This is a genomic window from Bacteroides ihuae, assembly GCF_900104585.1.
GTDB lineage: Bacteria > Bacteroidota > Bacteroidia > Bacteroidales > Bacteroidaceae > Bacteroides > Bacteroides ihuae.
The window spans coordinates 20,346-43,093 of sequence record NZ_FNVX01000002.1 but is presented as its reverse complement, the minus strand read 5'-3'; the positions used below and the strand labels follow the sequence as shown (position 1 = coordinate 43,093).

The 22,748-nt window shown below is 41.2% G+C and carries 17 protein-coding genes; 7 read left to right on the top strand and 10 right to left on the bottom strand.

The window, feature by feature from the left end; all coding sequences use genetic code 11:
* Positions 1–7: 7 nt before the first annotated feature.
* Together ilvB and ilvD are read right to left on the bottom strand one after the other, a co-directional pair.
* Positions 8–1,702, bottom strand: coding sequence for a biosynthetic-type acetolactate synthase large subunit (gene ilvB, locus BQ5338_RS00220; protein WP_071144856.1), 1,695 nt, complete (start codon positions 1,700–1,702; stop codon positions 8–10).
* Positions 1,703–1,733: 31 nt separating this feature from the next.
* The gene (gene ilvD / locus BQ5338_RS00215; RefSeq protein ID WP_071144822.1) at positions 1,734–3,536 is read right to left on the bottom strand and encodes a dihydroxy-acid dehydratase; all 1,803 of its coding nucleotides are present in this window, start codon (positions 3,534–3,536) and stop codon (positions 1,734–1,736) included.
* Between the two features lie 484 nt (positions 3,537–4,020).
* Here ilvD and BQ5338_RS00210 point away from each other — a divergent pair, with 484 nt between their 5' ends.
* Entirely contained in the window at positions 4,021–4,659 is a 639-nt protein-coding gene (locus tag BQ5338_RS00210; RefSeq protein ID WP_071144821.1) for an FKBP-type peptidyl-prolyl cis-trans isomerase, read from the top strand.
* 290 nt (positions 4,660–4,949) lie between these two features.
* On the opposite strand, the gene BQ5338_RS00205 is transcribed toward BQ5338_RS00210, so the two are convergent.
* Complete coding sequence (locus tag BQ5338_RS00205) at positions 4,950–6,233, bottom strand: L-cysteine desulfidase family protein (RefSeq protein WP_071144820.1); 1,284 nt, start codon at positions 6,231–6,233, stop codon at positions 4,950–4,952.
* Positions 6,234–6,429: 196 nt separating this feature from the next.
* Positions 6,430–8,814, bottom strand: a complete 2,385-nt coding sequence (locus BQ5338_RS00200; protein ID WP_071144819.1) for a glycoside hydrolase family 31 protein — start codon at positions 8,812–8,814, stop codon at positions 6,430–6,432.
* Between the two features lie 254 nt (positions 8,815–9,068).
* Between BQ5338_RS00200 and aroC the strand changes: the two genes are divergently transcribed.
* Positions 9,069–10,145 carry a chorismate synthase gene (gene aroC / locus BQ5338_RS00195; protein ID WP_071144818.1) on the top strand — a complete coding sequence of 359 codons (1,077 nt, stop codon included), beginning with the start codon at positions 9,069–9,071 and terminating at the stop codon, positions 10,143–10,145.
* Between the two features lie 22 nt (positions 10,146–10,167).
* On the top strand, positions 10,168–11,529 hold the full coding sequence (locus tag BQ5338_RS00190; protein ID WP_071144817.1) for a dipeptidase: 1,362 nt from the start codon (positions 10,168–10,170) through the stop codon (positions 11,527–11,529).
* 75 nt (positions 11,530–11,604) lie between these two features.
* Here the strand turns inward: BQ5338_RS00190 and arsB are convergent, their stop codons facing one another.
* The 3 genes from arsB to BQ5338_RS00175 are packed head-to-tail and all read right to left on the bottom strand — an operon-like array spanning position 11,605 to position 13,478.
* Positions 11,605–12,642, bottom strand: a complete 1,038-nt coding sequence (gene arsB / locus BQ5338_RS00185; protein WP_071144816.1) for an ACR3 family arsenite efflux transporter — start codon at positions 12,640–12,642, stop codon at positions 11,605–11,607.
* Positions 12,643–12,666: 24 nt separating this feature from the next.
* Complete coding sequence (locus tag BQ5338_RS00180; RefSeq protein WP_078063335.1) at positions 12,667–13,128, bottom strand: arsenate reductase ArsC; 462 nt, start codon at positions 13,126–13,128, stop codon at positions 12,667–12,669.
* Positions 13,129–13,136: 8 nt separating this feature from the next.
* Positions 13,137–13,478: an ArsR/SmtB family transcription factor gene (locus BQ5338_RS00175; RefSeq protein ID WP_071144814.1), complete on the bottom strand. Its 342-nt coding sequence runs from the start codon at positions 13,476–13,478 to the stop codon at positions 13,137–13,139.
* 173 nt (positions 13,479–13,651) lie between these two features.
* Here BQ5338_RS00175 and BQ5338_RS00170 point away from each other — a divergent pair, with 173 nt between their 5' ends.
* On the top strand, positions 13,652–14,710 hold the full coding sequence (locus tag BQ5338_RS00170; protein ID WP_071144813.1) for an anhydro-N-acetylmuramic acid kinase: 1,059 nt from the start codon (positions 13,652–13,654) through the stop codon (positions 14,708–14,710).
* A 30-nt stretch (positions 14,711–14,740) separates the two neighbouring features.
* Here BQ5338_RS00170 and BQ5338_RS00165 read toward each other — a convergent pair whose 3' ends face one another.
* The gene (locus BQ5338_RS00165) at positions 14,741–15,376 is read right to left on the bottom strand and encodes a flavodoxin family protein (RefSeq protein ID WP_071144855.1); all 636 of its coding nucleotides are present in this window, start codon (positions 15,374–15,376) and stop codon (positions 14,741–14,743) included.
* Between the two features lie 110 nt (positions 15,377–15,486).
* Here BQ5338_RS00165 and BQ5338_RS00160 point away from each other — a divergent pair, with 110 nt between their 5' ends.
* From BQ5338_RS00160 to BQ5338_RS00150, 3 genes are all read left to right on the top strand, one after another.
* Positions 15,487–15,852 (top strand): winged helix-turn-helix transcriptional regulator, encoded by a 366-nt coding sequence (locus BQ5338_RS00160; protein WP_071144812.1) that lies wholly within the window; start codon positions 15,487–15,489, stop codon positions 15,850–15,852.
* Between the two features lie 323 nt (positions 15,853–16,175).
* Positions 16,176–19,337, top strand: coding sequence for a SusC/RagA family TonB-linked outer membrane protein (locus BQ5338_RS00155; RefSeq protein WP_071144811.1), 3,162 nt, complete (start codon positions 16,176–16,178; stop codon positions 19,335–19,337).
* Positions 19,338–19,356: 19 nt separating this feature from the next.
* Positions 19,357–20,856 carry a RagB/SusD family nutrient uptake outer membrane protein gene (locus tag BQ5338_RS00150; RefSeq protein WP_071144810.1) on the top strand — a complete coding sequence of 500 codons (1,500 nt, stop codon included), beginning with the start codon at positions 19,357–19,359 and terminating at the stop codon, positions 20,854–20,856.
* A gap of 178 nt (positions 20,857–21,034) precedes the next feature.
* Here BQ5338_RS00150 and BQ5338_RS00145 read toward each other — a convergent pair whose 3' ends face one another.
* Together BQ5338_RS00145 and BQ5338_RS00140 are read right to left on the bottom strand one after the other, a co-directional pair.
* Complete coding sequence (locus BQ5338_RS00145; RefSeq protein WP_071144809.1) at positions 21,035–21,919, bottom strand: hypothetical protein; 885 nt, start codon at positions 21,917–21,919, stop codon at positions 21,035–21,037.
* Positions 21,920–22,260: 341 nt separating this feature from the next.
* Entirely contained in the window at positions 22,261–22,695 is a 435-nt protein-coding gene (locus BQ5338_RS00140) for a DUF6078 family protein (protein WP_071144854.1), read from the bottom strand.
* Between the last annotated feature and the right edge of the window lie 53 nt (positions 22,696–22,748).

Here is a 22,748-nt window from a genome sequence, read left to right as displayed (position 1 = left end):
TTCTTTATTAACCTAACAACATGTTTGTCACTGTCTCCCCGGCAGGTATCATCGGATACACCATACCATCTTTTCTTACCGCTACTTCCAAAAGGAACGATCCGGGGGTAGTAAGCATCTCTTCGATAGCTCCCGATAAATCAGCACGTTGCACCACTTTATGTCCTTTAATACCGTATGCCGCTGCAATCATAATAAAATCGGGATTTATCATTGGAGTATTTGAATATCTCTCCTGAAAGAAAAGCTCCTGCCATTGGCGCACCATTCCAAGAAAGTCGTTATTCAACAGAATAATCTTCACATTAATACCTGTCTCCATGATGGTACCGAATTCTTGTATAGTCATCTGCAAACCGCCATCACCACAGAATAAACAAACCGTTCTACCGGGTGCACCAAAAGCTGCACCAATAGCGGCCGGCAAACCAAAGCCCATTGTGCCAAGACCACCCGAGGTGACCATGCTTCTTTTCTTCGTAAAACGAAAATAGCGTGCTGCCACCATTTGGTTTTGACCTACATCGGTAACAAGTACGGCTTCATTATTAGTCGCTTCAGTCACTGCATTTACTACTTCGCCCATGGTTATTGGACCTTCTATCGGGTTGAGTTCCTTCTCTATAACCTGATTATATTCTTTTTCTTCGTGCTCCTTAAAACTATCCCGCCATTCGCGATGCGTATTCTTTTTGAGGAGTTTCGTTATAGCAGTAAGCGTTTCTTTGCAATCGCCCAACACTGCGACATCACTTTTCACATTTTTGTCTACCTCCACAGGATCAATATCGAAGTGGATAATCTTAGCTTGCTTGGCATACGTTTTAAGATTGCCCGTCACACGGTCATCGAACCGCATCCCGATACCAATCAACACATCACATTCATTCGTCTTGATATTTGGTGCTAGATTGCCATGCATACCCAACATTCCTTTATTTAAAGGATGTCCAGAAGCCAAAGCCGAGAGTCCTAACAAAGTACATCCTGCAGGTATATCAGCTTTTTCCAAGAAATCGAGTAGTTCCTCTTGCGCCCCTCCTAATTCGACTCCTTGTCCCACAAGAGCCAGTGGCCTTTTAGCCGAATTTATAAGTTCCGCAGCTTGCGCTATGGCGTCCATATTCACTTCAGGGGCAGGTACATAACTACGAATATAGTCTAACTTACAAGGTGCATACTCCACCTTTTCAAACTGTGCATTTTTAGCAAAGTCAAGTACCACAGGTCCCGGTCTTCCGCTACGAGCAATGTAAAAGGCACGAGCTACCGCCCAAGGTATATCTTCGGCGCGACGTATCTGATAGCTCCACTTTGTGATTGGTTGAGTGATGCTCACCAAATCTATTTCCTGAAAGGCATCGCTACCAAGCAAAGATGCCACTACTTGTCCGGCAATAACAACCATTGGGGTACTATCCAATATAGCATCTCCAATTCCGGTTACAGCATTCGTGGCTCCCGGTCCACTGGTTACTAAACAAACGCCCACTTCTCCCGATACTCTGGCATATCCTTGTGCGGCATGCGTAGCACCTTGTTCATGGCGCACAAGCACATGATTCAGTTTTTCTTTGTAATCGTATAAACAATCGTAAACTGGCATAATAGCTCCACCAGGATAGCCAAAAACAGTTTTTACCCCTTCATGAATCAACGAGCGAATTAATGCTTCCGACCCGGTTATGAGTTGCTTTTCCATTGTTCTATCTATTTCTTCTGTTCGTACTATATTAATCAATCAAGCGAACCGCCCCCTTATCTGCAGAACTAACCATACTTGCATAGGCTTTAAGGCTCTTCGGCACATTTCGTTCACGGGTGACGGGAGTCATCGGGCGCGCAGCCAGCTCTTCATCCGTCAGTTTCACATTAATAGTTCTCTCAGGTATATTGATTTCAATAATATCTCCATTTTGGATTTTACCAATGTTGCCTCCGGCAGCTGCCTCAGGAGATACGTGACCGATACTTAGTCCGGATGTTCCTCCACTAAAGCGTCCATCAGTAATAAGCGCACATTCTTTGCCCAAATGACGAGACTTAATATAAGAGGTGGGATAAAGCATTTCTTGCATACCCGGTCCTCCCTTAGGCCCTTCGTGAGTGATGACGACCACATCTCCACTGACGACTTTTCCTCCTAAGATTCCTTCACAAGCAGCATCTTGTGAATCGAACACTTTAGCCGGACCGATAAATTTCCAAATACTTTCGTCTACACCTGCTGTCTTCACCACACATCCATCTTGAGCGATGTTTCCTTTCAGTATAGCCAGTCCACCATCTTTAGAATAAGCGTGCTCCACATCACGAATGCAACCGGTAGCTCTATCAGTATCTAACTCCTTATAATAAACATCTTGCGAACCAAGCACAAGGTTAAACCTGCCTGCTGCAGCACTCTTATATTTTTTGATAGCTTCATCGGACACATTCGGACTGGTGATACAACACTTATCTATTGCTTCAGCCAACGTCATTCCGTCTATACGATTCACATTCGTTTCGATGAATCCGCCTTTGGCCAGTTCACCCATAATAGCCATAATACCTCCGGCACGGTTAACGTCCTGAATGTGATACTTCTGAGTATTTGGTGCCACTTTGCATAAGCACGGACTTTTACGTGAAAGCGCATCAATATCATCCATTGTAAAGTCAACTTCACCTTCGTGGGCTATCGCTAGTAGATGAAGGACTGTATTTGTTGAACCTCCCATGGCAATATCCAGCGTCATTGCGTTCAAGAAAGAGGCACGAGTAGCAATGCTTCTAGGTAATACCCTCTCATCGCCTTCATCATAATATTTAAAAGTATTTTCTACAATCAGCTTCGCAGCATCTTTAAACAACTGTGCTCTATTGGCATGCGTAGCCACAATAGTTCCGTTACCCGGAAGTGCCAAACCAATTGCCTCGTTGAGGCAGTTCATCGAGTTAGCAGTGAACATTCCCGAACAGCAGCCACACGTTGGGCAAGCATTTTGTTCGATCTTTGCCACTTCAGCATCGCTCACATTTTCGTCGGCCGACTTAACCATGGCATCAACCAAATCAAGATGCTGTCCATCAAGCTCTCCAGCCTCCATCGGTCCACCTGAAACAAAAACAGTTGGTATGTTTAGCCTCATCGCAGCCATTAACATTCCGGGAGTAATCTTATCACAATTACTAATGCATACCATTGCATCCGCTTTGTGACCGTTCACCATATATTCCACACTATCAGCAATAATGTCTCTTGAAGGAAGAGAGTAAAGCATGCCGTCATGCCCCATGGCAATACCGTCATCAATGGCAATCGTATTAAATTCAGCAGCAAAGCAGCCTAATTTTTCAATTTCGACTTTCACCTTCTGACCTATATCATGCAAATGTACATGGCCAGGCACAAATTGCGTAAATGAGTTGACTATAGCGATAATAGGTTTCCCCAATTGCTCCTTCTTCATACCGTTGGCTGCCCATAATGCCCGAGCACCTGCCATGCGGCGACCTTGTGTACTAAACGAACTGCGTAACTGCTTTTTCATTGTTTTATTCCTTTAGTTATAATTAAAAAGCCTCCCTCACATAGTGAGAAAGGCTCCAATTAATATCTCTATTGTACGAATATACATACACAAACCTTCCTCACGCTCTTGATGGGACCACCACGACGCTAATAATATCCAGCAGAGACAGGTTAATAGATGTATTTCTATTCATAATTCAACGTTTATTTTTCTAAATCGTGCTGCAAAGGTAACGGCTTTTTCATAATCTCCAAACAAATCGAAGAAAAAAAACGTTCATTAATAAATAATCGTAAGAAAACAAGGTCATAAACCCCTAGTTTATCACATAATAGTTTCATTAGCAACGATTTGAAAATTAGGTAAATAGAATATAGTAGAACGAATAAAGAGCTTAATAATCTGAAATTTAAGCTCTTATATTCTGATCAAGAATTAAATTATTTATATCTTTGCAGCCCGTATTATACGGGTATTATTAACTACATAATAAAAACAAGAAATGGAAACGGTAGCAAACAAGTATATCACTGTAGCATATGAATTATACGTTACAGATGATGGAGAAAGAGACATGGTAGAGCAAGCAACAATTGAACGCCCATTCCAGTTTATAACAGGACTGGGAACTACTTTGGAATCTTTCGAAGACCAAATTAAAGACCTTGCTGTAGGAGAAAACTTCGAGTTCACCATTCCCTTTGCAGAAGCTTATGGCGATTATGACGATGAACACGTACTTGATCTACCAAAACAAATCTTTGAAGTAGACGGGCATTTCGATTCTGAAAGAATTTATGAAGGAAACCTAGTTCCTTTGATGGATTCTGAAGGTCACCGTATAAACGGAACTGTTGTAGAGGTTAAAGACGACGTTGTAGTAATGGACATGAATCATCCTTTGGCCGGGAACGATTTGACTTTTATCGGCGAAGTAGTTGAAAACCGTGCAGCAACCAATGCCGAAATTGAAGGTATGGTGAACATGATGAGCGGTGAAGGCGGCGGATGCAGCTGTGGAAGTGATGGTTGCGGCAGTGATGGTTGTGGCGACGGCGGATGCGGATGTGGCAACAATGAAGAAAAAGAAGAAGGTGAAGCTTGTGGTTGTGGTGGAAACTGCGGATGCGGTGGACACTAAGCACTCTACATTTATAGTATAAGGGAAATGCAGCAATGAGATATTTGCTGCATTTTTTTGTTCGTCAACAAATTATTATTTACATATAGCACATCTCAAAGAGAGCTAACTAGATCAGCGCGGTGAATTAACTAGATCAGCGCGGTGAAGTAGTTAATTCACCACGCTGATCTAGTTAATTCACCAAACCCCTCCCACAAGGCTCCTGAGTGGGTTTCCTAAACATTGACAAAAGACCTTGTTTGAAGTACCTTTCGTAGAGGAATAACAAAGCAATTCTGGAAACTGAATTAGCTTTTATGTGTCATAATATCAAGAACCAGTTTATCGGTTTCATTCATTCCCTGAGAACCGATAAGGGTCAGATTGCGGATGCTGCGATCTACATCTTGGTCGATAATACCTTCTACAGAGGTCACACATTTATTCTCCATCGCCATCATAGCAGAAAGCACGGCAGTGGAAACGCCACTAGCCACCTTCAAAGCACAACTAGGCTTAGCACCATCACAGATCATGCCTGTTAAGTTAGCGATCATGTTCTGTACCGAAAAAGCTACTTGACGGAAATCGCCTCCCATCAACCAAGTGATGCCACAGCTTGAACCCGTGGCCGCCACCACACAGCCGCACAAAGCGGAAAGACGTCCAAGACTTTGCTTGATGTATATCACCGTAAGATGACTCATCATCAATGCACGAATCAACTCTTCTTCCGACTTATTATTTTCTTCAGCATAAATCACCACCGGAAGTGTAGCAGATATACCTTGATTGCCACTACCGGAGTTACTCATGACCGGAATCATCGCACCAGCCATACGAGCATCACAAGCACCGGAAGTATAAGAAAGAATGTGAGACAGTGTTCCATTGCCTAACATCTCTCGCTCTTTATTGCCTCGAAGCATTCGGCCTAGTGAGTGACCATAATTCCCTTTGAAAGAACTCTCAGCCGCTGCTTTATTCAGGCGGGCAGTTTCAAGAATGAAACGTATCTCATCCAATGGAGCTGTCAACGCAAAATCATAAACTTTAAGAAGTGTCAGGTTTAAAGAAGCCTCTTCATCCACTTCTTCTCCTGCAGACTGCTTATTAAACAAGACCTCTTCTCCACGAGAAATATAAATAAAAGAGGTATGTCCTCCGGATATTACTGCTTTTGCACTCTCTCCAGCAGATTCACAAATGGCCTCGATGTACAGCTTTTCGGTAATATCTTCTTTCAGTGAAATATGAATTCGTTTTTCATCAATGAATCGCTTACCTTCTTCTACAGCCTCAGTACTACTATCTCTCAATACCTCAAGTTGATATTCAGATTTTCCAATCAGTGCACCCAAAGCAACTGCAATAGGCAAACCAATCATACCCGTACCAGGTATGCCCACCCCCATGGCATTTTTCAGAATATTAGCACTTAAAACAACGCTTATCTTTTCAGGCTTACATCCCAATGTTTCGGCAGCCTTAGCTACACATAAAGCCACAGCAATAGGTTCTGTGCACCCAATAGCCGGAACAACTTCCAACTTTACCAAGTCTATTATTTTTTTTCTTTCCTCTTGTGTCATTTGGATATTGGTATATTTCTTGCAAAAATATGAAATATAGTCTGTCTGCACAAAAACTACCTGATAATAAATAATATACGGCCCAGATTTCTTTCACAGAAACCTGAGCCGCAACAAACCCAATTAATCTTAATAATAAAACAATTTGTAATGAAAAACGACTTTAACTTTGATGTTTCAATTTTACTTGTAACAATTAGCGAGAAACATTCAACTCTGATTTTCCTTTCAAAGGATTCTCCTCTACCAACCATTTATCAGCAACTTTCTTCAAGCAAACTGTCTTCAATAAATTGTCCGAAGGCAAACACAAGAGTCCTTCTGCCTTGTTAGTATCGGCAGCATAAACCTTAAGATCAATTTTTGACCAATCCATTTTGTCGGTACTTTGTGCCAGAGCAATGTGTGGAATTACAGCACCATCTCTCACTAATATCACAGCAGGTATATGACCGGCCTCAAGAGTATTCCAACCGGAAGAATAGACTTTATTATTTTGATAATCAATCCATTTGCCACCCGGAAGGTATACGCTTCGTTTGGTGCCTTGCTCCAACATAGGGGCTACCAAGATGTCATGTCCAAACATATATTCATCTTCTACGCTCCAGACAGCAGGATCGTTCGGAAACTCAATGCAAAGGGCGCGCACCATCGGTAGCCCTTGTTCTGTACACTGCTTGGCTTGCGCATATACATAAGGCATCAATTTATACTTCATCTCAGCACTTTCACGAAAAGCCTTCACGAAAGATTCGTTATATAGCCATGGTTCTTTGGGAGGTGCACCGTGTGCCCTACTGTGTGAAGTGAGGAAACCAAACGGTAACCAACGTCGATAAAGCTCCTCGGGAGATTTTTGCACAAAGCCACCTATATCATGACTCCAAAAGCTAAAGCCGCTCAATCCCAGAGAAAGACCACCTCGAATAGTGCCAAGCATACCTATATTGGTATTTGCAGCATCACCACCCCAATGTAACGGATAACGTTGTGAACCAGCCCAAGCGCTGCGAGCCCAAATGATGTTTTCCCCCTTAATCTGTTTCGTAATATCGGCCACGGCTTTGTTGTAGCGCAAAGGATAGAGATTGTGTTCATACAAACCACCTTTACCTGATGCATAAAAACCGTTAAGCGGTGCTGCTTCGCCGAAGTCCACTTTAATTGCGCCAACACCCATCGAAAGCAATCCTGACAACTTTTCTTGATACCAGCTGACGGTTTGCGGATTCGAGAAGTCGAGCACCGCATCTTCATAGGGAAGTCCGCCATTGGCATTCTTCACCTCTAAACCTTTATCTATAATCTCTCGAAAATATTTATTTTTCGGGGTAAAATAAGTCAGCTGCCACAGAGAGATGTGAAAACCATCTGCTAGCAAGTCTTTTACCATCTTTTGCGGATTAGAGAAACGGCTGGGAGCAAACACATAGTCGCATTGCCAATCGGTTTCGAACCATCCGGTATCAAAATGAATCACGTCAGCAGGAATCTTATATTTCCTCAGATTCTTTGCCACATCATATCCTTCTTTCTCACTAAAATAAGTTATCCGACTCATCCAGGTACCAAAGCTCCATAGCGGAGGCATAGGCGATTTTCCGGTTAGATCGGTATATTCATTCAATATCTCTTTCGGCTCTCCAAAGAACACAAATAGATCCAACGCTTCATCAGCCATAAATAGCTTATTGAGACCAATATAAGTAGAACCAAAGTCACAGGTCACAGGAGCCGAAGTGTGCATAAACATGCCATAACCACGGCTACTTAAAAAGAATGGGATAGGTTTGTACATCTGGTCCGTTTCAGGTCCTTGCGGATCACTAACAAACAAGTTCACCTTCTGCCCTACTTTATTTAAAGAAGTAAACGACTCCCCACAGCCCATAATTTTCTCTCCCGGAGAAAGGCTAAACACCGGATTGATGCTCCGTGAATTGTCAGCACCCCGTTTAATGAAATTGAACGGCAAGCTCTTTACCTGCGTGGAGTCATTGTCAGCCCAGCGCCACGTATCAGTAAGACGTCGACCATTCGCATCCAGTAAGATGATGCGCCATGGATTCTCCTCAATAATAATGCTACCAAAAGCACTTTTATATTGATGTGCTCCTTTCAAGGCTGTGTACTTCCAACTCGCATCGCTTCCGGGTGCTTTCACCAACATCAGTGAAGAAGCCTCTTTTGGCTCCACCGGAGTGGTAAGCATACGAATGCGTAATGTACGAGGAGTGATAAAGTCTATTGTGAATTTTAATTGAGGGTTATTCTCATAAGCCGAAGCAGGGAAATCGAGCATTTGCAAATCTTGTGGCAATACAGTATTGGCATTGAATGCCTGACGGGTATAAAGGGTTTTACGCCTCCACTCAATGGTACCTTGCGCAGTTGCAGGATCAAAACTAGAGAGCTTGTCGGCAAAGAAAAATAGATTGGTAAAATCAGCAAAATCCGAACTCATGTCTTTCGCCTGATTCATAAGGTAAGGCGTAGCTCCATTGGTTAGCATTTGAGCACTCATCTGCAAAGGTAGACAGACAAGGAGTAAAAGAACTTTTATTATTTTCCGATTCATAGCATTTATTTAAAATATCGTTGTTTAAGGATGGGATAAAAGTAGAACAAATACTTTGTTTACACAGTTATGAGATGTTTTATTATAGGGGGTGAAATGTTGCATTTCTTCTTTTTATTCCTTTAAAAGAAATAATCGAAGTGCAATAAAGTTTATAAAAACTAAAAGTTTTGGTTTATTCCTAAAAATCCACCGACCCAATTGCCGAAAAGTTTGTTATATTTGCATAGATAACCATTAAAACAGCAGCAATCATGTTTAATTCATTTGGTAATATTCTCAGATTAACCAGTTTCGGCGAATCACACGGTAAAGGTATAGGTGGAGTCATTGATGGATTTCCGGCAGGTATCCGTATCGACATGGATTTTGTGCAAAAAGAACTTAACCGACGTCGTCCGGGACAGTCTGCCATTACAACCTCTCGCAAGGAGACAGATGAGGTGGAGTTTCTTTCCGGAATCTTCGAAGGGAAATCAACAGGATGTCCCATCGGTTTCATTGTTTGGAATCAGAATCAACACTCCAATGATTATGATAACATGAAGGAACTTTATCGTCCCTCGCATGCTGACTATACCTACAACGTGAAATATGGTATTCGTGACCATCGTGGAGGCGGACGTTCTTCTGCACGCGAAACAATATCACGCGTAGTGAGTGGTGCTCTGGCAAAACTAGCATTAAACCAACTAGGCATTCACATTACTGCATTCACTTCGCAAGTGGGACCTATCAAATTAGAAAAGGACTATAAGGATTATGATCTGGATACTATTGAGGATAATCCGGTGAGATGCCCCGACCAAGAGAAAGCTCAAGAGATGCAAGAGCTAATATCTAAGATAAAAGGAGAAGGAGACACGATAGGTGGTGTGGTTACTTGTGTAATTAAAGGATGCCCTATCGGTTTAGGACAACCTGTTTTCGGCAAGTTGCACGCAGCACTAGCCAATGCCATGATGAGCATCAATGCTGCTAAAGCTTTTGAATACGGTGACGGATTCAAAGGATTGAAGCAAAAAGGTTCTGAACAAAATGATGTATTCTTCAATAATGATGGCATGATTGATACGCGCACCAACCACTCGGGAGGTATGCAAGGAGGTATCAGTAATGGTCAAGACATCTTCTTCCGAGTTGCTTTCAAACCGGTAGCTACCGTATTGATGGAACAGCATACTGTGAATGTTGACGGAATTGATACTACACTCAAAGCCAAAGGTCGACATGATCCTTGTGTTTTGCCTCGGGCAGTGCCCATCGTTGAAGCCATGGCAGCATTGACCATCCTCGATTTCTATCTGATAGATAGAACTACACAATTATAATTATTCTACCGAAATAGACGCAATGAGTAAAATACAAACCTATATACAAGAGAACGAAGCAAAAATAATGGATGATCTGTTTAGCCTCATCCGCATCCCCAGCATTAGTGCACTACCTGAACATAAAGATGACATGATGGCTTGTGCACAACGATGGAAGCAGTTGCTATTGGAAGCCGGAGCAGATGAAGCGATGGTTATGCCTTCAACAGGTAATCCAATAGTATTTGCACAGAAGCAGGTGAGTCCGGAAGCCAAAACGGTACTTATCTATGCGCACTATGATGTGATGCCTGCCGAACCGTTGGATCTTTGGAAAAGCCAACCTTTTGAGCCGGAAATCAGAGACGAGCACATCTGGGCTCGTGGCGCCGACGATGACAAAGGACAATCATTCATTCAGGTGAAAGCTTTCGAATACCTAGTGAAGAATGACTTGCTAAAGAATAATGTGAAATTCATCTTTGAGGGTGAAGAAGAAATTGGTTCGCCTAGCTTAGAGGCTTTTTGCGAGGAACACAAGGAGTTACTGAAAGCTGATATTATCTTGGTAAGCGACACAAGCATGCTGGGTGCCGACCTGCCATCACTCACTACAGGACTTCGTGGACTGGCTTATTGGGAGATTGAAGTAACGGGACCTAACCGTGATCTGCACTCAGGCCATTTTGGTGGAGCAGTAGCTAACCCAATCAATACCCTTTGCGGAATGATTAGCAGCGTGGTAGATGCTGATGGGCGCATTACAATACCCAGCTTCTATGACGATGTAGAAGAGGTTCCGCAAGCAGAACGAGAGATGATTGCACACATCCCCTTTGACGAGGAGAAGTACAAAACAGCCATCGGCGTTAAGGCACTCTTCGGCGAGAAAGGATATTCTACCTTAGAGCGTAATAGCTGTCGCCCCTCCTTTGATGTATGTGGCATTTGGGGTGGATACACGGGTGAAGGTTCTAAAACAGTATTACCCTCCAAAGCTTACGCCAAAGTATCTTGCCGCTTAGTAGCTCATCAAGATCATCATAAGATTTCGGATCTGTTTACCAAATATATCCATAGTATTGCCCCTGAAAGTGTGCAAGTAAAAGTGACTCCGATGCATGGCGGACAAGGATATGTATGCCCTATTTCATTGCCGGCTTATCAAGCAGCACAGAAAGGATTTGAAATCGCTTTCGGAAAAAGGCCTTTGGCTGTTCGCCGTGGAGGAAGTATTCCTATTATCTCTACCTTCGAACAAGTATTAGGACTCAAAACCATATTGATGGGTTTTGGCTTAGAATCAAACGCCATTCACTCACCCAACGAGAACCTTCCTCTGGATATTTTCCGTAAAGGTATTGAAGCAGTAGTAGAGTTCCATTTGGCTTATCAAGGTTAAGTCTTAAGTAAGATATTAATAAAAGCGGCTGCTCTTTGCATTAAGGGCAGCCGCTTTATTATCATTATCAAATTCTTAATTACTTTTGAATTTATTCTGATGCCGCAGTGCATATTTTACTAATAGAATCAAAGCAGGAACTTCGACTAACGGACCAATAACGGCAGCAAAAGCAACTCCCGAGTTAATACCAAAAACAGCTATAGAAACCGCTATAGCTAACTCGAAATTATTCCCGGATGCTGTGAAAGCAACAGAGGTTGTCTTAGCATAACCTGTTCCTATCTTCCGCATAAGCCAGAAAGAGAAAAAGAACATAATTCCAAAGTAGATGATAAGTGGTATGGCTATGAGCAACACATCATACGGAAGCTTCACTATATACTCCCCTTTGTATGAGAACATTACAACAATAGTAAAGAGCAGGGCAATTAATGTCATTGGACTAATCTTTGGAATAAACTTATTATAATACCAATCTTTACCTTTGGCTCTAACAAGAATGAACTGACTCAGGAATCCTGCAATAAAAGGAATGCCCAAATAGATGAAAACACTCTGTGCTATTGTCCCCATAGTAATGCTACTAACATCCTGAGTTATTGGCAGGCCTAGCCAAGCAGGGAAAACCGACAAGAACAAGTATGCATAAACTGAAAAAAACAGAACCTGGAAAATACTATTAAAAGCAACCAGGCCAGCAGCATACTCTGTACTTCCTTTGGCTAAATCATTCCAGACAAGTACCATTGCAATGCAACGAGCAAGACCAATCATTATCAGCCCATACATATATTCGGGATAATTGTGAAGAAAGACAATGCCCAGTATAAACATTAATATAGGTCCAACAATCCAATTTAAGACAAGTGATATCGTCAGAATCTTTCTATCGGTGAAGACTTTGCCCAATTCTTCATACTTCACTTTGGCTAAAGGTGGATACATCATTAATATAAGTCCGATAGCCAAAGGAACATTCGTAGTACCGGATTCAAATTGAGCCCAAAAACCCGCAACTCCGGGATAAAGATATCCGATGGCTACTCCAATAAACATTGCAGCAAAGATCCACAACGTCAGGTAACGATCTAAAAAAGCTAACTTTTTCATTTACACTAAAGTTTAATCATCCAATTAAGAACAACACCCTCTGCCACAACAGGTGTCCGAAGGTTGCGAAAATTGAATTTCTAATTGATAAAAATTAAAGAAACCTTCTTTTATTTCATCTCTAACACGTTCAAACTCGCTCCAGATAAACTCCGGCGAACCTTCTGCATGCGATGGATCATCAAACCCGATATGCAGCATCTTACTTACTTTGCCCGTAAACATTGGACAATTTTCTTTTGCACCACCACAAACGGTGATCACATAATCCCATTCTTGGTCCAAATATTCAGTTACACTCGTGGGAGTATGGCCACTAATATCTATTTCAACCTCTTTCATAGCCTTAACAGCCAAAGGATTCACCTGCTTCGCTATCTCCGTTCCGGCAGAATAAACTTCCAACGTTTTATCAAAAGATTGCAAAAAACCATGAGCCATCTGGCTACGGCAACTATTACCTGTACACAATATTAAAACTTTCATACTATAATCTATTTAATTCGTTCACAACAATTCTTAGGGTTACTAATCTCACCCATAAATACATCTAACAATTTCTTAAACTCCTGTATCTTCTCTATGTTCAAACAATAGAAGGTTTTCGCACCTTCTGAGTGACATTTCACTAACTCTGCATTTTTTAACTCCATCAAGTGCTGACTAACCGTAGTTCTACTTAGAGGTAATTCATCTGTAAAATCACCGGTTATACAAGTTTTGGTTTCTGCCAAGTACTTAAGAATAGCCAAACGAGCCGGATGAGCCAGCGCCTTAAATAACTCTGCACTAGCCTGGAGTTCAATTTCAAATAGTTGATTCTTTGCTTGCACCATATTCTTTGTTTCTTTATTATGTCGCAAATATACGTCATTAATTAATATAACGTATAATTACGTCGGCCTTTTTGTTTGTATAAAACAAAGACAGATTTTCTTGGGTAAAGAGAAACTTTATTGCAATTTTGTCTTCGGAATTAAGAAAAAGCAAATAGAAAGGAAGAAATTGTATGAAAAACGAATCAATACAAGCTATCGGACTAATGTCCGGCACCTCTCTGGATGGGTTGGATGTGTGCTGCTGCACCTTTAGCAGAAAGGAAAAGAAATGGAACTTCAACATTGATGCTGCCAAAGGATACTCCTACCCCGAAGAGCTAAAACAAAAATTGGGAACAGGGGCGCAACAGATGAATGCTTTGGAATTCATCACTTTTCATAGTACCTACGGAAAGTTTCTAGGCGAACGCGTCAACGAGTTTATGACTGAGTTCAAGGTAAAGCCGGATATTATAGCTTCTCATGGGCATACCATCTTTCACGAGCCGAAAAAGAAAATTATGTTTCAAATTGGTGATGGTGCCGCCATTGCTGCCGAAACCCGAATCTCTACCGTTTCTGACTTCCGCCGCCTCGACATAATGCTTGGTGGACAAGGTGCACCGCTCGTTCCTATAGGCGACCGCTTGCTCTTTGCCGACTATGACTATTGCCTCAACATTGGAGGTTTCTCAAATATCTCATTCGAGAAAAACAAAACCCGCATCGCATTCGACATCAGTCCTGTGAACTATGTGATTAACCATTACTGTCGCCAAATAGGCTTAGAATTCGATCGTGACGGAGAGATAGCCCGCAAAGGAAACATTCACCAAACGCTGCTCAATGAACTTAACTCCATGCAGTTTTATCATCAGGACGGACCTAAATCACTTGGTCGCGAATGGGTAGAAGCATTAGTTTATCCTATACTCGAGCAACACAACCTGCCCTTAGAAGATATGCTTCGCACATTCTACGAACATGCCGCCTTTCAGATTTCAAGAATAGTAAAGGGTGGAAAGCTACTTATTACCGGAGGAGGTGCTTTCAATCTATTTCTAGTAGAACGTATTCAGGCACTATGCCCTTGTGAAATAGTAATTCCCAACAAGCAAATTATTGAATACAAAGAAGCGTTGATATTTGCTTTTCTAGGTACCTTGTACATGTGCGACGAATCGAGTTGCCTCGCTTCAGTAACCGGAGCCTCGATAGATAACATAGGAGGAATGCTGTTTAAAGTATAAGGTTACAACTTAAACAGCATTCCTCAAAATTTATCGAACAAAGTTTGTATATGTTTTAGAGACTGAATTTGGGGCTACAACAGACTCTTTAGTCTGCTCCCGCATTTCAAGTAGCCAAGCCATATTTCGCCCTAACACCTGCATAATTTGCACTCCTTCAGCATCTTGCAGAACCTCACCTGCTGTTCTTCCATGTATAATGTTCCAATAATTGGAAGTAGCAAGAATCATCTCCGAGTAATTAAGATAATGATTCATACTATCAAAAGTGGAAGAACCACCTGTACGACGGACAGCAATAACAGCCGCACCAACCTTGTGACGGAATAAGTTTCCATTGCTTGAGGATACATAGAATGCCCTATCCAGAAAACTTTTCATTGTCCCTGGAATGCCAGCATAAAAAACCGGAGATGCTAAAATAATTCCATCAGCCGCCTTCATTTGCTGAATACAATCATTAACAGAATCAGTTGCCATCACACATTTTTCATCTTTGTTCTTAGCACAGCCGCCACATGCTATACAGCCTCTGATCATTTGATTGCCTACATGGATAATTTCAAAATCAATTCCATTCTCTTGCAATTGCTTTCCAACCTCAGCCAATGCGTGATAGGTATTCCCCCTTTTATGAGGACTTCCGTTGATCGCTACTACTTTCATTTCTTTTTCTCCTTTATTTTTAATTACTTTGTTACTGCAAAATTGAGATATTAATATCATTAATACAAGTACCTACCAAAAAGTAGTATAGTAACCTAAAAGAGTAAATCATGATTGATAAAGGAATTATAGATAAATATTTATTTAAAGGAAAAGAATATTTTTGTTCCTTAGAGTTAGTAATGGATATGATTGGCGGTAAATGGAAACCAATTGTACTGTTTCATCTCAAAGAAGGGACAATGCGATCTGGAGATCTTCAAAGAAGTTTAAAAGGTATTTCCAATAAGATGTTTACTCAAACCGTTAGAGAACTTGAACAAACAGGACTGGTAGAGCGCATTATTTACCCCACAGTACCTCCAAAAGTAGAATACAAACTAACTCCGATGGGAGAATCGGTCATACCGGTTATTGAAACCCTTAATCAATGGGGAAAAACATTAGTTCCTACAAAGCCTAATATAACCCAATAAAGAAAAAGTAAACTTCTCGCTCAATAAGTATTCGTTACGATTTTAGTCTATATTATTTCAATGCATAAAATGCCTATTGAACAGGCATTTTATGTCAATGTGCCGTTTATTTAAAAGAAGTCTAAACCAGCTCACAGGCACACCATACATCCACCATAATCGCCATACAAATATCGTTTTATTGCATAAATAAACATTAAAGAAGTAAAATAACACATTTTATAGTCAAAACACTTTCTTTTTGAAAAAGATGCATATCTTTGCGCAACCAGAATTATTAATATTCGTTTCAGTAAGTTAAACTTAAGATAAAAGCAAAGCGTATGAAAGAGAAAATCTTGCTATGGATAGTCTGTCTTTTGATGAGCACAGGTATGGTAATGGCTCAGAAGTCAACGGTTTCAGGAACAGTCTTTTCCGAAGATGACAACGAGCCGATTGTGGGAGCATCAATCTTGGTAAAAGGCACCTCGCTCGGTACGATAACCGATTTAGATGGTAAATTTACAATCCCGAACGTACCAAACACAGCTAAGATGCTAAAAGTATCTTATGTAGGTATGAAATCGGCAGAAGTTTCCATCAAGCCCGGAATGAAAGTGGTACTAAAATCTGATTCCGAGATGTTGGATGAAGTTATGGTTGTAGCTTATGGCACTGCAAAAAAAAGTAGCTATTCAGGCTCTGCCTCATTGGTAAAAGCTGATGCAATCAAAGATTTACCCACAACAAGTTTTGAAAATGCACTAAACGGCAAAGTTGCAGGTTTACAAATCACTAATTCTTCTGGTCAGACAGGTTCGGCTCCAAGCGTTCGTATCCGTGGTAACGGCTCAATGAATGCGAGTAATGAGCCACTCTATGTTGTAGATGGTGTGCCTGTTGTTTCGGGTGATGTCGGCCAAATGGGCGATTATACTAATACTACCAACAACGTGATGAGCTCACTTAATCCCGGAGACATTGAGTCCATTTCCGTGTTGAAAGATGCCGCCGCCTCTTCACTTTATGGCTCGCGTGCCGCCAATGGCGTTATTCTTATCACAACGAAAAAAGGGAAAGAAGGAAAGCCTGTAGTGGGACTTAAGTCTTCGATAGGCTTTACCCCAAGTTGGGCTACAGACAATTACGAGCCAGCCAGTACACAAGAACAGGTAGACATGCTCTATATGGTATTCCATGATTATCGCACTTCTAATGGGTATACCGAAGCGGCTGCCAATACATACGCCTTAAGCCAGCTAAATAAAAAGTTCAATAAACACGGTTATTCCTTCAGTACTGCCGGAACAGGCCTTTACGAGAATGTTGCCATCTCCGACTATGATAATTCCGGACGTGCCGGTAAATATTATAATTGGGATGATGCTTATTTCCGTACGGCAGTATATACAACCTATGACCTTTCGGTGAGTGGAGCTACCCCTACCACCAATTATTATAGTTCTCTCTCTTATACCAAAGATGAAGGACGCTTAAAGGTGAACAACTTCGATCGAATATCCGGACGTGTAAACCTTTCTCAGAAAGTAGGCAAATTCTTCGAATTTGCAACCAATGTAAATGTGGCAAGAACGACAAAAGAAGGCTATAATGATACACGTAGCACAGGCGACAATTACTATCTGCAGACCCGCAACCTATTGTGGGGACTTTACTGGCCTACTGATTATAAAACAGGCGCTGAGTGGACAACGCGTTATGGTAGCTATGCCTATAACGGACTTTATTACAATAAAGAATGGGAAAATAAATCCATCAACACTCGCCTTTCTGCCACCGAGACGCTAACCTTGCATCTACTTCCGGGCTTAGATGTACGTTCCATTTTTTCTTATGACAATACTGCTGTGAAAGATCACATCTATTACAGCGCCAACCATTATAATGGCTCGGCTAAGAACGGAACAGTAAGCGAGATGCGCACTACTTACGAAAAAATGGTATCTTCCACTACCGCCAATTATAACGTTACATTCGGTGCTCACACCCTTGGAGCGTTAGTTGGTTTTGAAGCAGAAAAGAATACCTCCGATTATGTACGTGCCACTGGTGATAATCTGGCTACAAGTGGGATACACACCGTTTCTACCGCAGGTACACAATCTTCAGCAGGATATAATTGGGGCAACTCGATGGTTTCTGTCCTCTCAAAGTTAGATTACAACTATAACCAACGTTACTACGCTTCAGCTTCATTTCGTCGTGATGGATCATCACGCCTAGACCCGGATTCCAGATGGGGAAACTTCTGGTCTGTCGCCGGTTCATGGAGACTTTCCAATGAAGCATTCCTGAAGGACAACCCTGTCATCAGCGATCTGCGCCTACGCACCTCTTACGGTGTGAACGGTACATTGCCCAGTAGCAATTATGGTTACATGAGCCTAATGAGCTATACTGCTAAATATATGGGAAATCCCGGTGGAACGCTGAATACAATTGCCAGTAAAAATCTCTCTTGGGAGACAAGCTATACAACAAATATCGGTTTGGATTTTGGCTTGTTCGACCAACGTTTAAGAGGAACAGTAGAATACTTTAACCGTGACTCCAAAGACCTGTTGCAAGACAAGCCTATTTCCAGTGTTATCGGCTTCAGTTCTACCTTGAGTAATATTGGCCAAATCAACAACAAAGGCATAGAAGTTGAATTGTCCGGAGATATTATTCACAACAAAAGTGGTTGGAATTGGAATGCATCTCTTAATGCAGCTTTCATCAAATCAAAAGTGACGAAACTCTATAATGGAGCGGACATCGTATGGAAAGACCCCACAGGTAGCGATGGACGTGCACAATATATTTATCGTGAAGGCGAATCCACCTTAGCTTTTTATGGCTACGAGTGGGCGGGCGTTGACAAAGCCAATGGAAAAAGCGTCTATTACGTAAATGATGCAACCAACTCTAAGACTGGTGATTTTGACTACAATGGACGAGGAGCGACTTACGATTATAGCAAAGCCAACTACAAAATTCTTGGTGACGCTATGCCTACCGTAAGCGGTGGTTTCAATACAAATGTTTCTTATAAAGGCATTGACTTAAGTCTGAATTTCATTTATAAACTAGGTGGCAAATTGTATGACGGCGCTTACAAAGACGTGGCCGACGATGGTTACTACTGGGAGCGTACCCGTGCCAAGAGCTATTATAAGAATATGTGGACGGAGAACAACCCTAATGGCACACAGCCGAAACTGGATGGAAACGATCTGATAGACGCGATGCAATACAGTTCCCGTCATTTGTGTGACGCCAGCTTTCTACGCCTAAAGAGCTTGTCATTGGGCTATACTCTGCCTAAGGATCTCCTTCGCAAAGTAATGATCAGCGATACTCGTGTATTTTTCAATGCAAGTAACCTCTGGACCCTATCTAAATATAAGGAAGCTGACCCGGAAGTGAACCAATATGGCACACGTGGTTGGGAAACCCCAATAGGAAAAACATTTGTATTCGGTATTGAATTGAAATTTTAATTAGGAGGAGGACAATAAAATGAAACATTCCATATATTCAATCGTATTTGTGATTCTCAGTGCATTAACACTGTCGTCTTGTGATGACTTTCTGAATATGCAACCCGGCAATTCGGGCAATGCAAAAGATGCCATTGCTACACCTAGTGATGCAAAAGTAGTGATAAACGGAATCATGAGTTCCATGACTTCATCCAGTTATTACGGGCGTAATTTTTTCATGTATGGTGACGCCAAAGGTGGCGATCTGACTATTTACTCTGCCGGCCGTGGTCTGGACGGACTATACTCATTCAACCACTCCGCTACCAGCGGCAACTTTTCAGGTTTCTGGACTATAGGTTATAACTGCATCATGCAAATTAACAGCTTGCTTGAAAACATCGAAAAGTTAGAGACAGCAGGGACTACCGGATTTGATTATTACAAAGGACAAGCTTTAACATTGCGGGCACTTATTTATTTCGACTTAGTTCGCCTTTATGGCCTTCCTTACAATTATGACAAAACTTCATACGGTGTGCCAATTACAACATCTACATTGGAGAGTGATGCACAACCCGCCCGTTCCACAGTAGAAGAAAATTATAAGCAGATACTTGCTGATTTAGAAGCTGGCCAGACCCTGTTGGCATCAGACAAGTCCCTACAAAAAGGTTACATTGGATATTATGCCAACATTGCCATTCAGGCACGAGCTAAACTCTACATGGAAGACTACGACGGTGCATTAAGTGCAGCAGAGGAAATAATCAAAAGCACTAAATACAAGTTGTACACCCCATCAGAATGGGCTGCTTCATGGAGCACACAGTTTGGTTCAGAGTCCATCTTTGAGTTAGGAATCTATCCAAATGAATCGGATCTAGGAACCAGTTCCTTAGGCTTCTATCTTATGCAATACAAGCAACGTTCGGGAGCTTCCGGCTATTTCTTGGCAAGTGATTATTACCTGACCCGCTTAGGCGAAGATCAAACAGATGTTCGCTGGGGAGTTATGGATAATGATGAATATTGGTATGATAATAAAGTGGAGCGCAAAGGTGCCTGTTACAAATATATGGGTGGTGTTATCCAATCCGATAAAACGTTCCCCGGTGACGGCAAAGAAACAGAAACGGCTATCAATATCAAGATTATCCGTCTTTCCGAAATTTATCTGATAGCTGCCGAAGCCGCTCTGCATGCCACAACACCGGATAGAGATCTAGCCGCAAGTTATCTAAATGAAATTCGCCAACGTGCTCCTAAGCTAACTCTTGCCACAGCTAGCACCATTACCGACGATATGATTCTGGAAGAACGTAGCAAGGAGCTTTTCTGCGAAGGACAACGCTTCTTTGATATGATTCGTTTAAACAAAACAATCGAGTTTAATGATGATTTCCAAGACGTACCTGTCAGCAAACGCACAAAGATAATTGACCGTACATTCGGTAAGATCGTTTTGCCCATTTCTCAAGATGAAATAAATGCTAATCCGGCATTGAAAGACCAACAGAATGCAGCATATAAATAGAAGTATCGCACTACATTCTATTAATTAAAAGAACATCCCCTGACTCTAAGCGTTTTCTAAAAAGAAAAAGTTTAAAGATCAGGGGATATTTACTGTATCTATCAACTGATACGGAAACACTTTAAAACTATTCTGAAGAAAATTTAAACACACTCTAAAAGAATTGATTATTCACATGCTAATCATATTCAATATTGTAGATCTGCGTTTCGATATCCTTCCCGAAAGGTTTACCGTTGATAATAGGGATCGTTATTGGTCGAATTGTTGAATCGCAATCAAATTTCAATTTAAGAATAAAGTTTATTTCATTAATTGTCTTTATTTTTTCTAACGACCAAAAGGGACACGCTTCTTCATCTTTATCAAATCTTCCTGCTCCTGAAAAACTCAGGTCTATTTCCGGATATAACATCGGACAATTCTCTACAGCACTTCGTGTTGTACTTCTTTTACTTTTTAACACAACATGGTACTGGTCACTTGCATTATAGGAGTAATTTATTTGTCCTAATGTTAATGTGTCGGGATGCGATTGGTAAGAAAAATAGAATCTTATTTTATTGTTTGGGATAAATCCTTCATATATTTTCTCTGAGCCCGAAATAATCACTCTATTGTTATAATCATAAAGTGCAACTTTAGTCAAGTCAGCACAGCAACCATATTTTATAGTCTTATAATTATCCCTAGATAAGTCTAGCTGATCACAATCCTGCTTAATATAATAAATGATTGAGTCCATTCTATCTAGTCGACAAATGGCAACTTCTATTGTCCTATTTTGACCTTCGTATGATAGATCTTTTATAGTCGTTGTTTTATATTTTGCTAGATAGTCAACCCATTTATCCCCAACTGTATTACCGTAGACTTTATAAGTGTATTCTACTGATTTATATCCCTTCATTCCATTTTGGTCAATCACCTCAAAACTAGATTTTTCACTAAGAACCTTGTTCATAGTCTGAGACAACATCTCTGTATCACGGAAAAGTAAAGTCAAAAAAATTAAGACAAGAAATCTTAATGGCGTGCATTCAAGCCGTTTTAATATATCCATTTTTTTACTTTTAAAAGAGGCACAAGGTATTCCGCAAATATATAAAAAGTACATTACAATTAATCAAATGGAACAGTCTATTTTTATAAACATAAAAAGAATACATCGAACGCCATACTTCACTTCATCGCATTACCAATCTTAACCATTTTCGTGACATCACGAAAATGGTTATCCAAGACTATTTCTTTTCATTAGTTTCCTAGTGATAAACCAAAAGTTTCCTCGTATTGAAACGAAAGGTTTAACACGTTGAAACGATTGGTTTCCAAGCGTGAAAACAAAAGTTTTATAGCACATAAAACTAATGAAACTACCGTTACCTAGTAAGCAAGATGTACTTACCAGTCGTATTCTTCTGTATAGGAATCGAAACGAGGTTCTTCGGTAATACCTTTCTGAAGGAGAAGCTGGTGGATGAAGGCTTGCTCGCTGGGATTGATGTGGCGCTCCTTACGGTAGAAGCGATAGTAGAGGTTCTTTCCGAAATGGGCAAGCATCTGCTTCTTCAGGACGTAAGCGTCTTTGTAGAGAACATTGTCAAGTAGGTGTGAGATGCCCCAAGCCACACGTATCCGTTTGAACAAATGAAAGTAAGAACAAGCGGAGGTATCGGCAGGGATACAAGCCGGATTTACAATACTGATGTAGGGTACATCGAATGTGGCATGGAGGGCTGCAAAGTGACGCATGCAACTGTCAGCTTTCGGACATTGGTGGTTGAAGCAATGGGCATAGCCATAGGGTACGGAGTTATAATCGAAATTGTTATTCATAATCTGCTGCCTTTTATGTTGTTGATATTCAGTGCAGCCCATTTGGGGTTACA

Coding starts and splice junctions, on each gene's coding strand:
- arsB (WP_071144816.1), bottom strand. CDS start 12,642: ATGAAAAAGTTAGCTTTTTTAGATCGTTACCTGACGTTGTGGATCTTT.
- BQ5338_RS00150 (WP_071144810.1), top strand. CDS start 19,357: ATGAAACATTCCATATATTCAATCGTATTTGTGATTCTCAGTGCATTA.
- BQ5338_RS00170 (WP_071144813.1), top strand. CDS start 13,652: ATGAAAAACGAATCAATACAAGCTATCGGACTAATGTCCGGCACCTCT.
- aroC (WP_071144818.1), top strand. CDS start 9,069: ATGTTTAATTCATTTGGTAATATTCTCAGATTAACCAGTTTCGGCGAA.
- BQ5338_RS00160 (WP_071144812.1), top strand. CDS start 15,487: ATGATTGATAAAGGAATTATAGATAAATATTTATTTAAAGGAAAAGAA.
- BQ5338_RS00210 (WP_071144821.1), top strand. CDS start 4,021: ATGGAAACGGTAGCAAACAAGTATATCACTGTAGCATATGAATTATAC.
- ilvB (WP_071144856.1), bottom strand. CDS start 1,702: ATGGAAAAGCAACTCATAACCGGGTCGGAAGCATTAATTCGCTCGTTG.
- BQ5338_RS00200 (WP_071144819.1), bottom strand. CDS start 8,814: ATGAATCGGAAAATAATAAAAGTTCTTTTACTCCTTGTCTGTCTACCT.
- BQ5338_RS00175 (WP_071144814.1), bottom strand. CDS start 13,478: ATGGTGCAAGCAAAGAATCAACTATTTGAAATTGAACTCCAGGCTAGT.
- BQ5338_RS00145 (WP_071144809.1), bottom strand. CDS start 21,919: ATGGATATATTAAAACGGCTTGAATGCACGCCATTAAGATTTCTTGTC.
- BQ5338_RS00190 (WP_071144817.1), top strand. CDS start 10,168: ATGAGTAAAATACAAACCTATATACAAGAGAACGAAGCAAAAATAATG.
- BQ5338_RS00165 (WP_071144855.1), bottom strand. CDS start 15,376: ATGAAAGTAGTAGCGATCAACGGAAGTCCTCATAAAAGGGGGAATACC.
- BQ5338_RS00140 (WP_071144854.1), bottom strand. CDS start 22,695: ATGAATAACAATTTCGATTATAACTCCGTACCCTATGGCTATGCCCAT.
- ilvD (WP_071144822.1), bottom strand. CDS start 3,536: ATGAAAAAGCAGTTACGCAGTTCGTTTAGTACACAAGGTCGCCGCATG.
- BQ5338_RS00205 (WP_071144820.1), bottom strand. CDS start 6,233: ATGACACAAGAGGAAAGAAAAAAAATAATAGACTTGGTAAAGTTGGAA.
- BQ5338_RS00155 (WP_071144811.1), top strand. CDS start 16,176: ATGAAAGAGAAAATCTTGCTATGGATAGTCTGTCTTTTGATGAGCACA.
- BQ5338_RS00180 (WP_078063335.1), bottom strand. CDS start 13,128: ATGAAAGTTTTAATATTGTGTACAGGTAATAGTTGCCGTAGCCAGATG.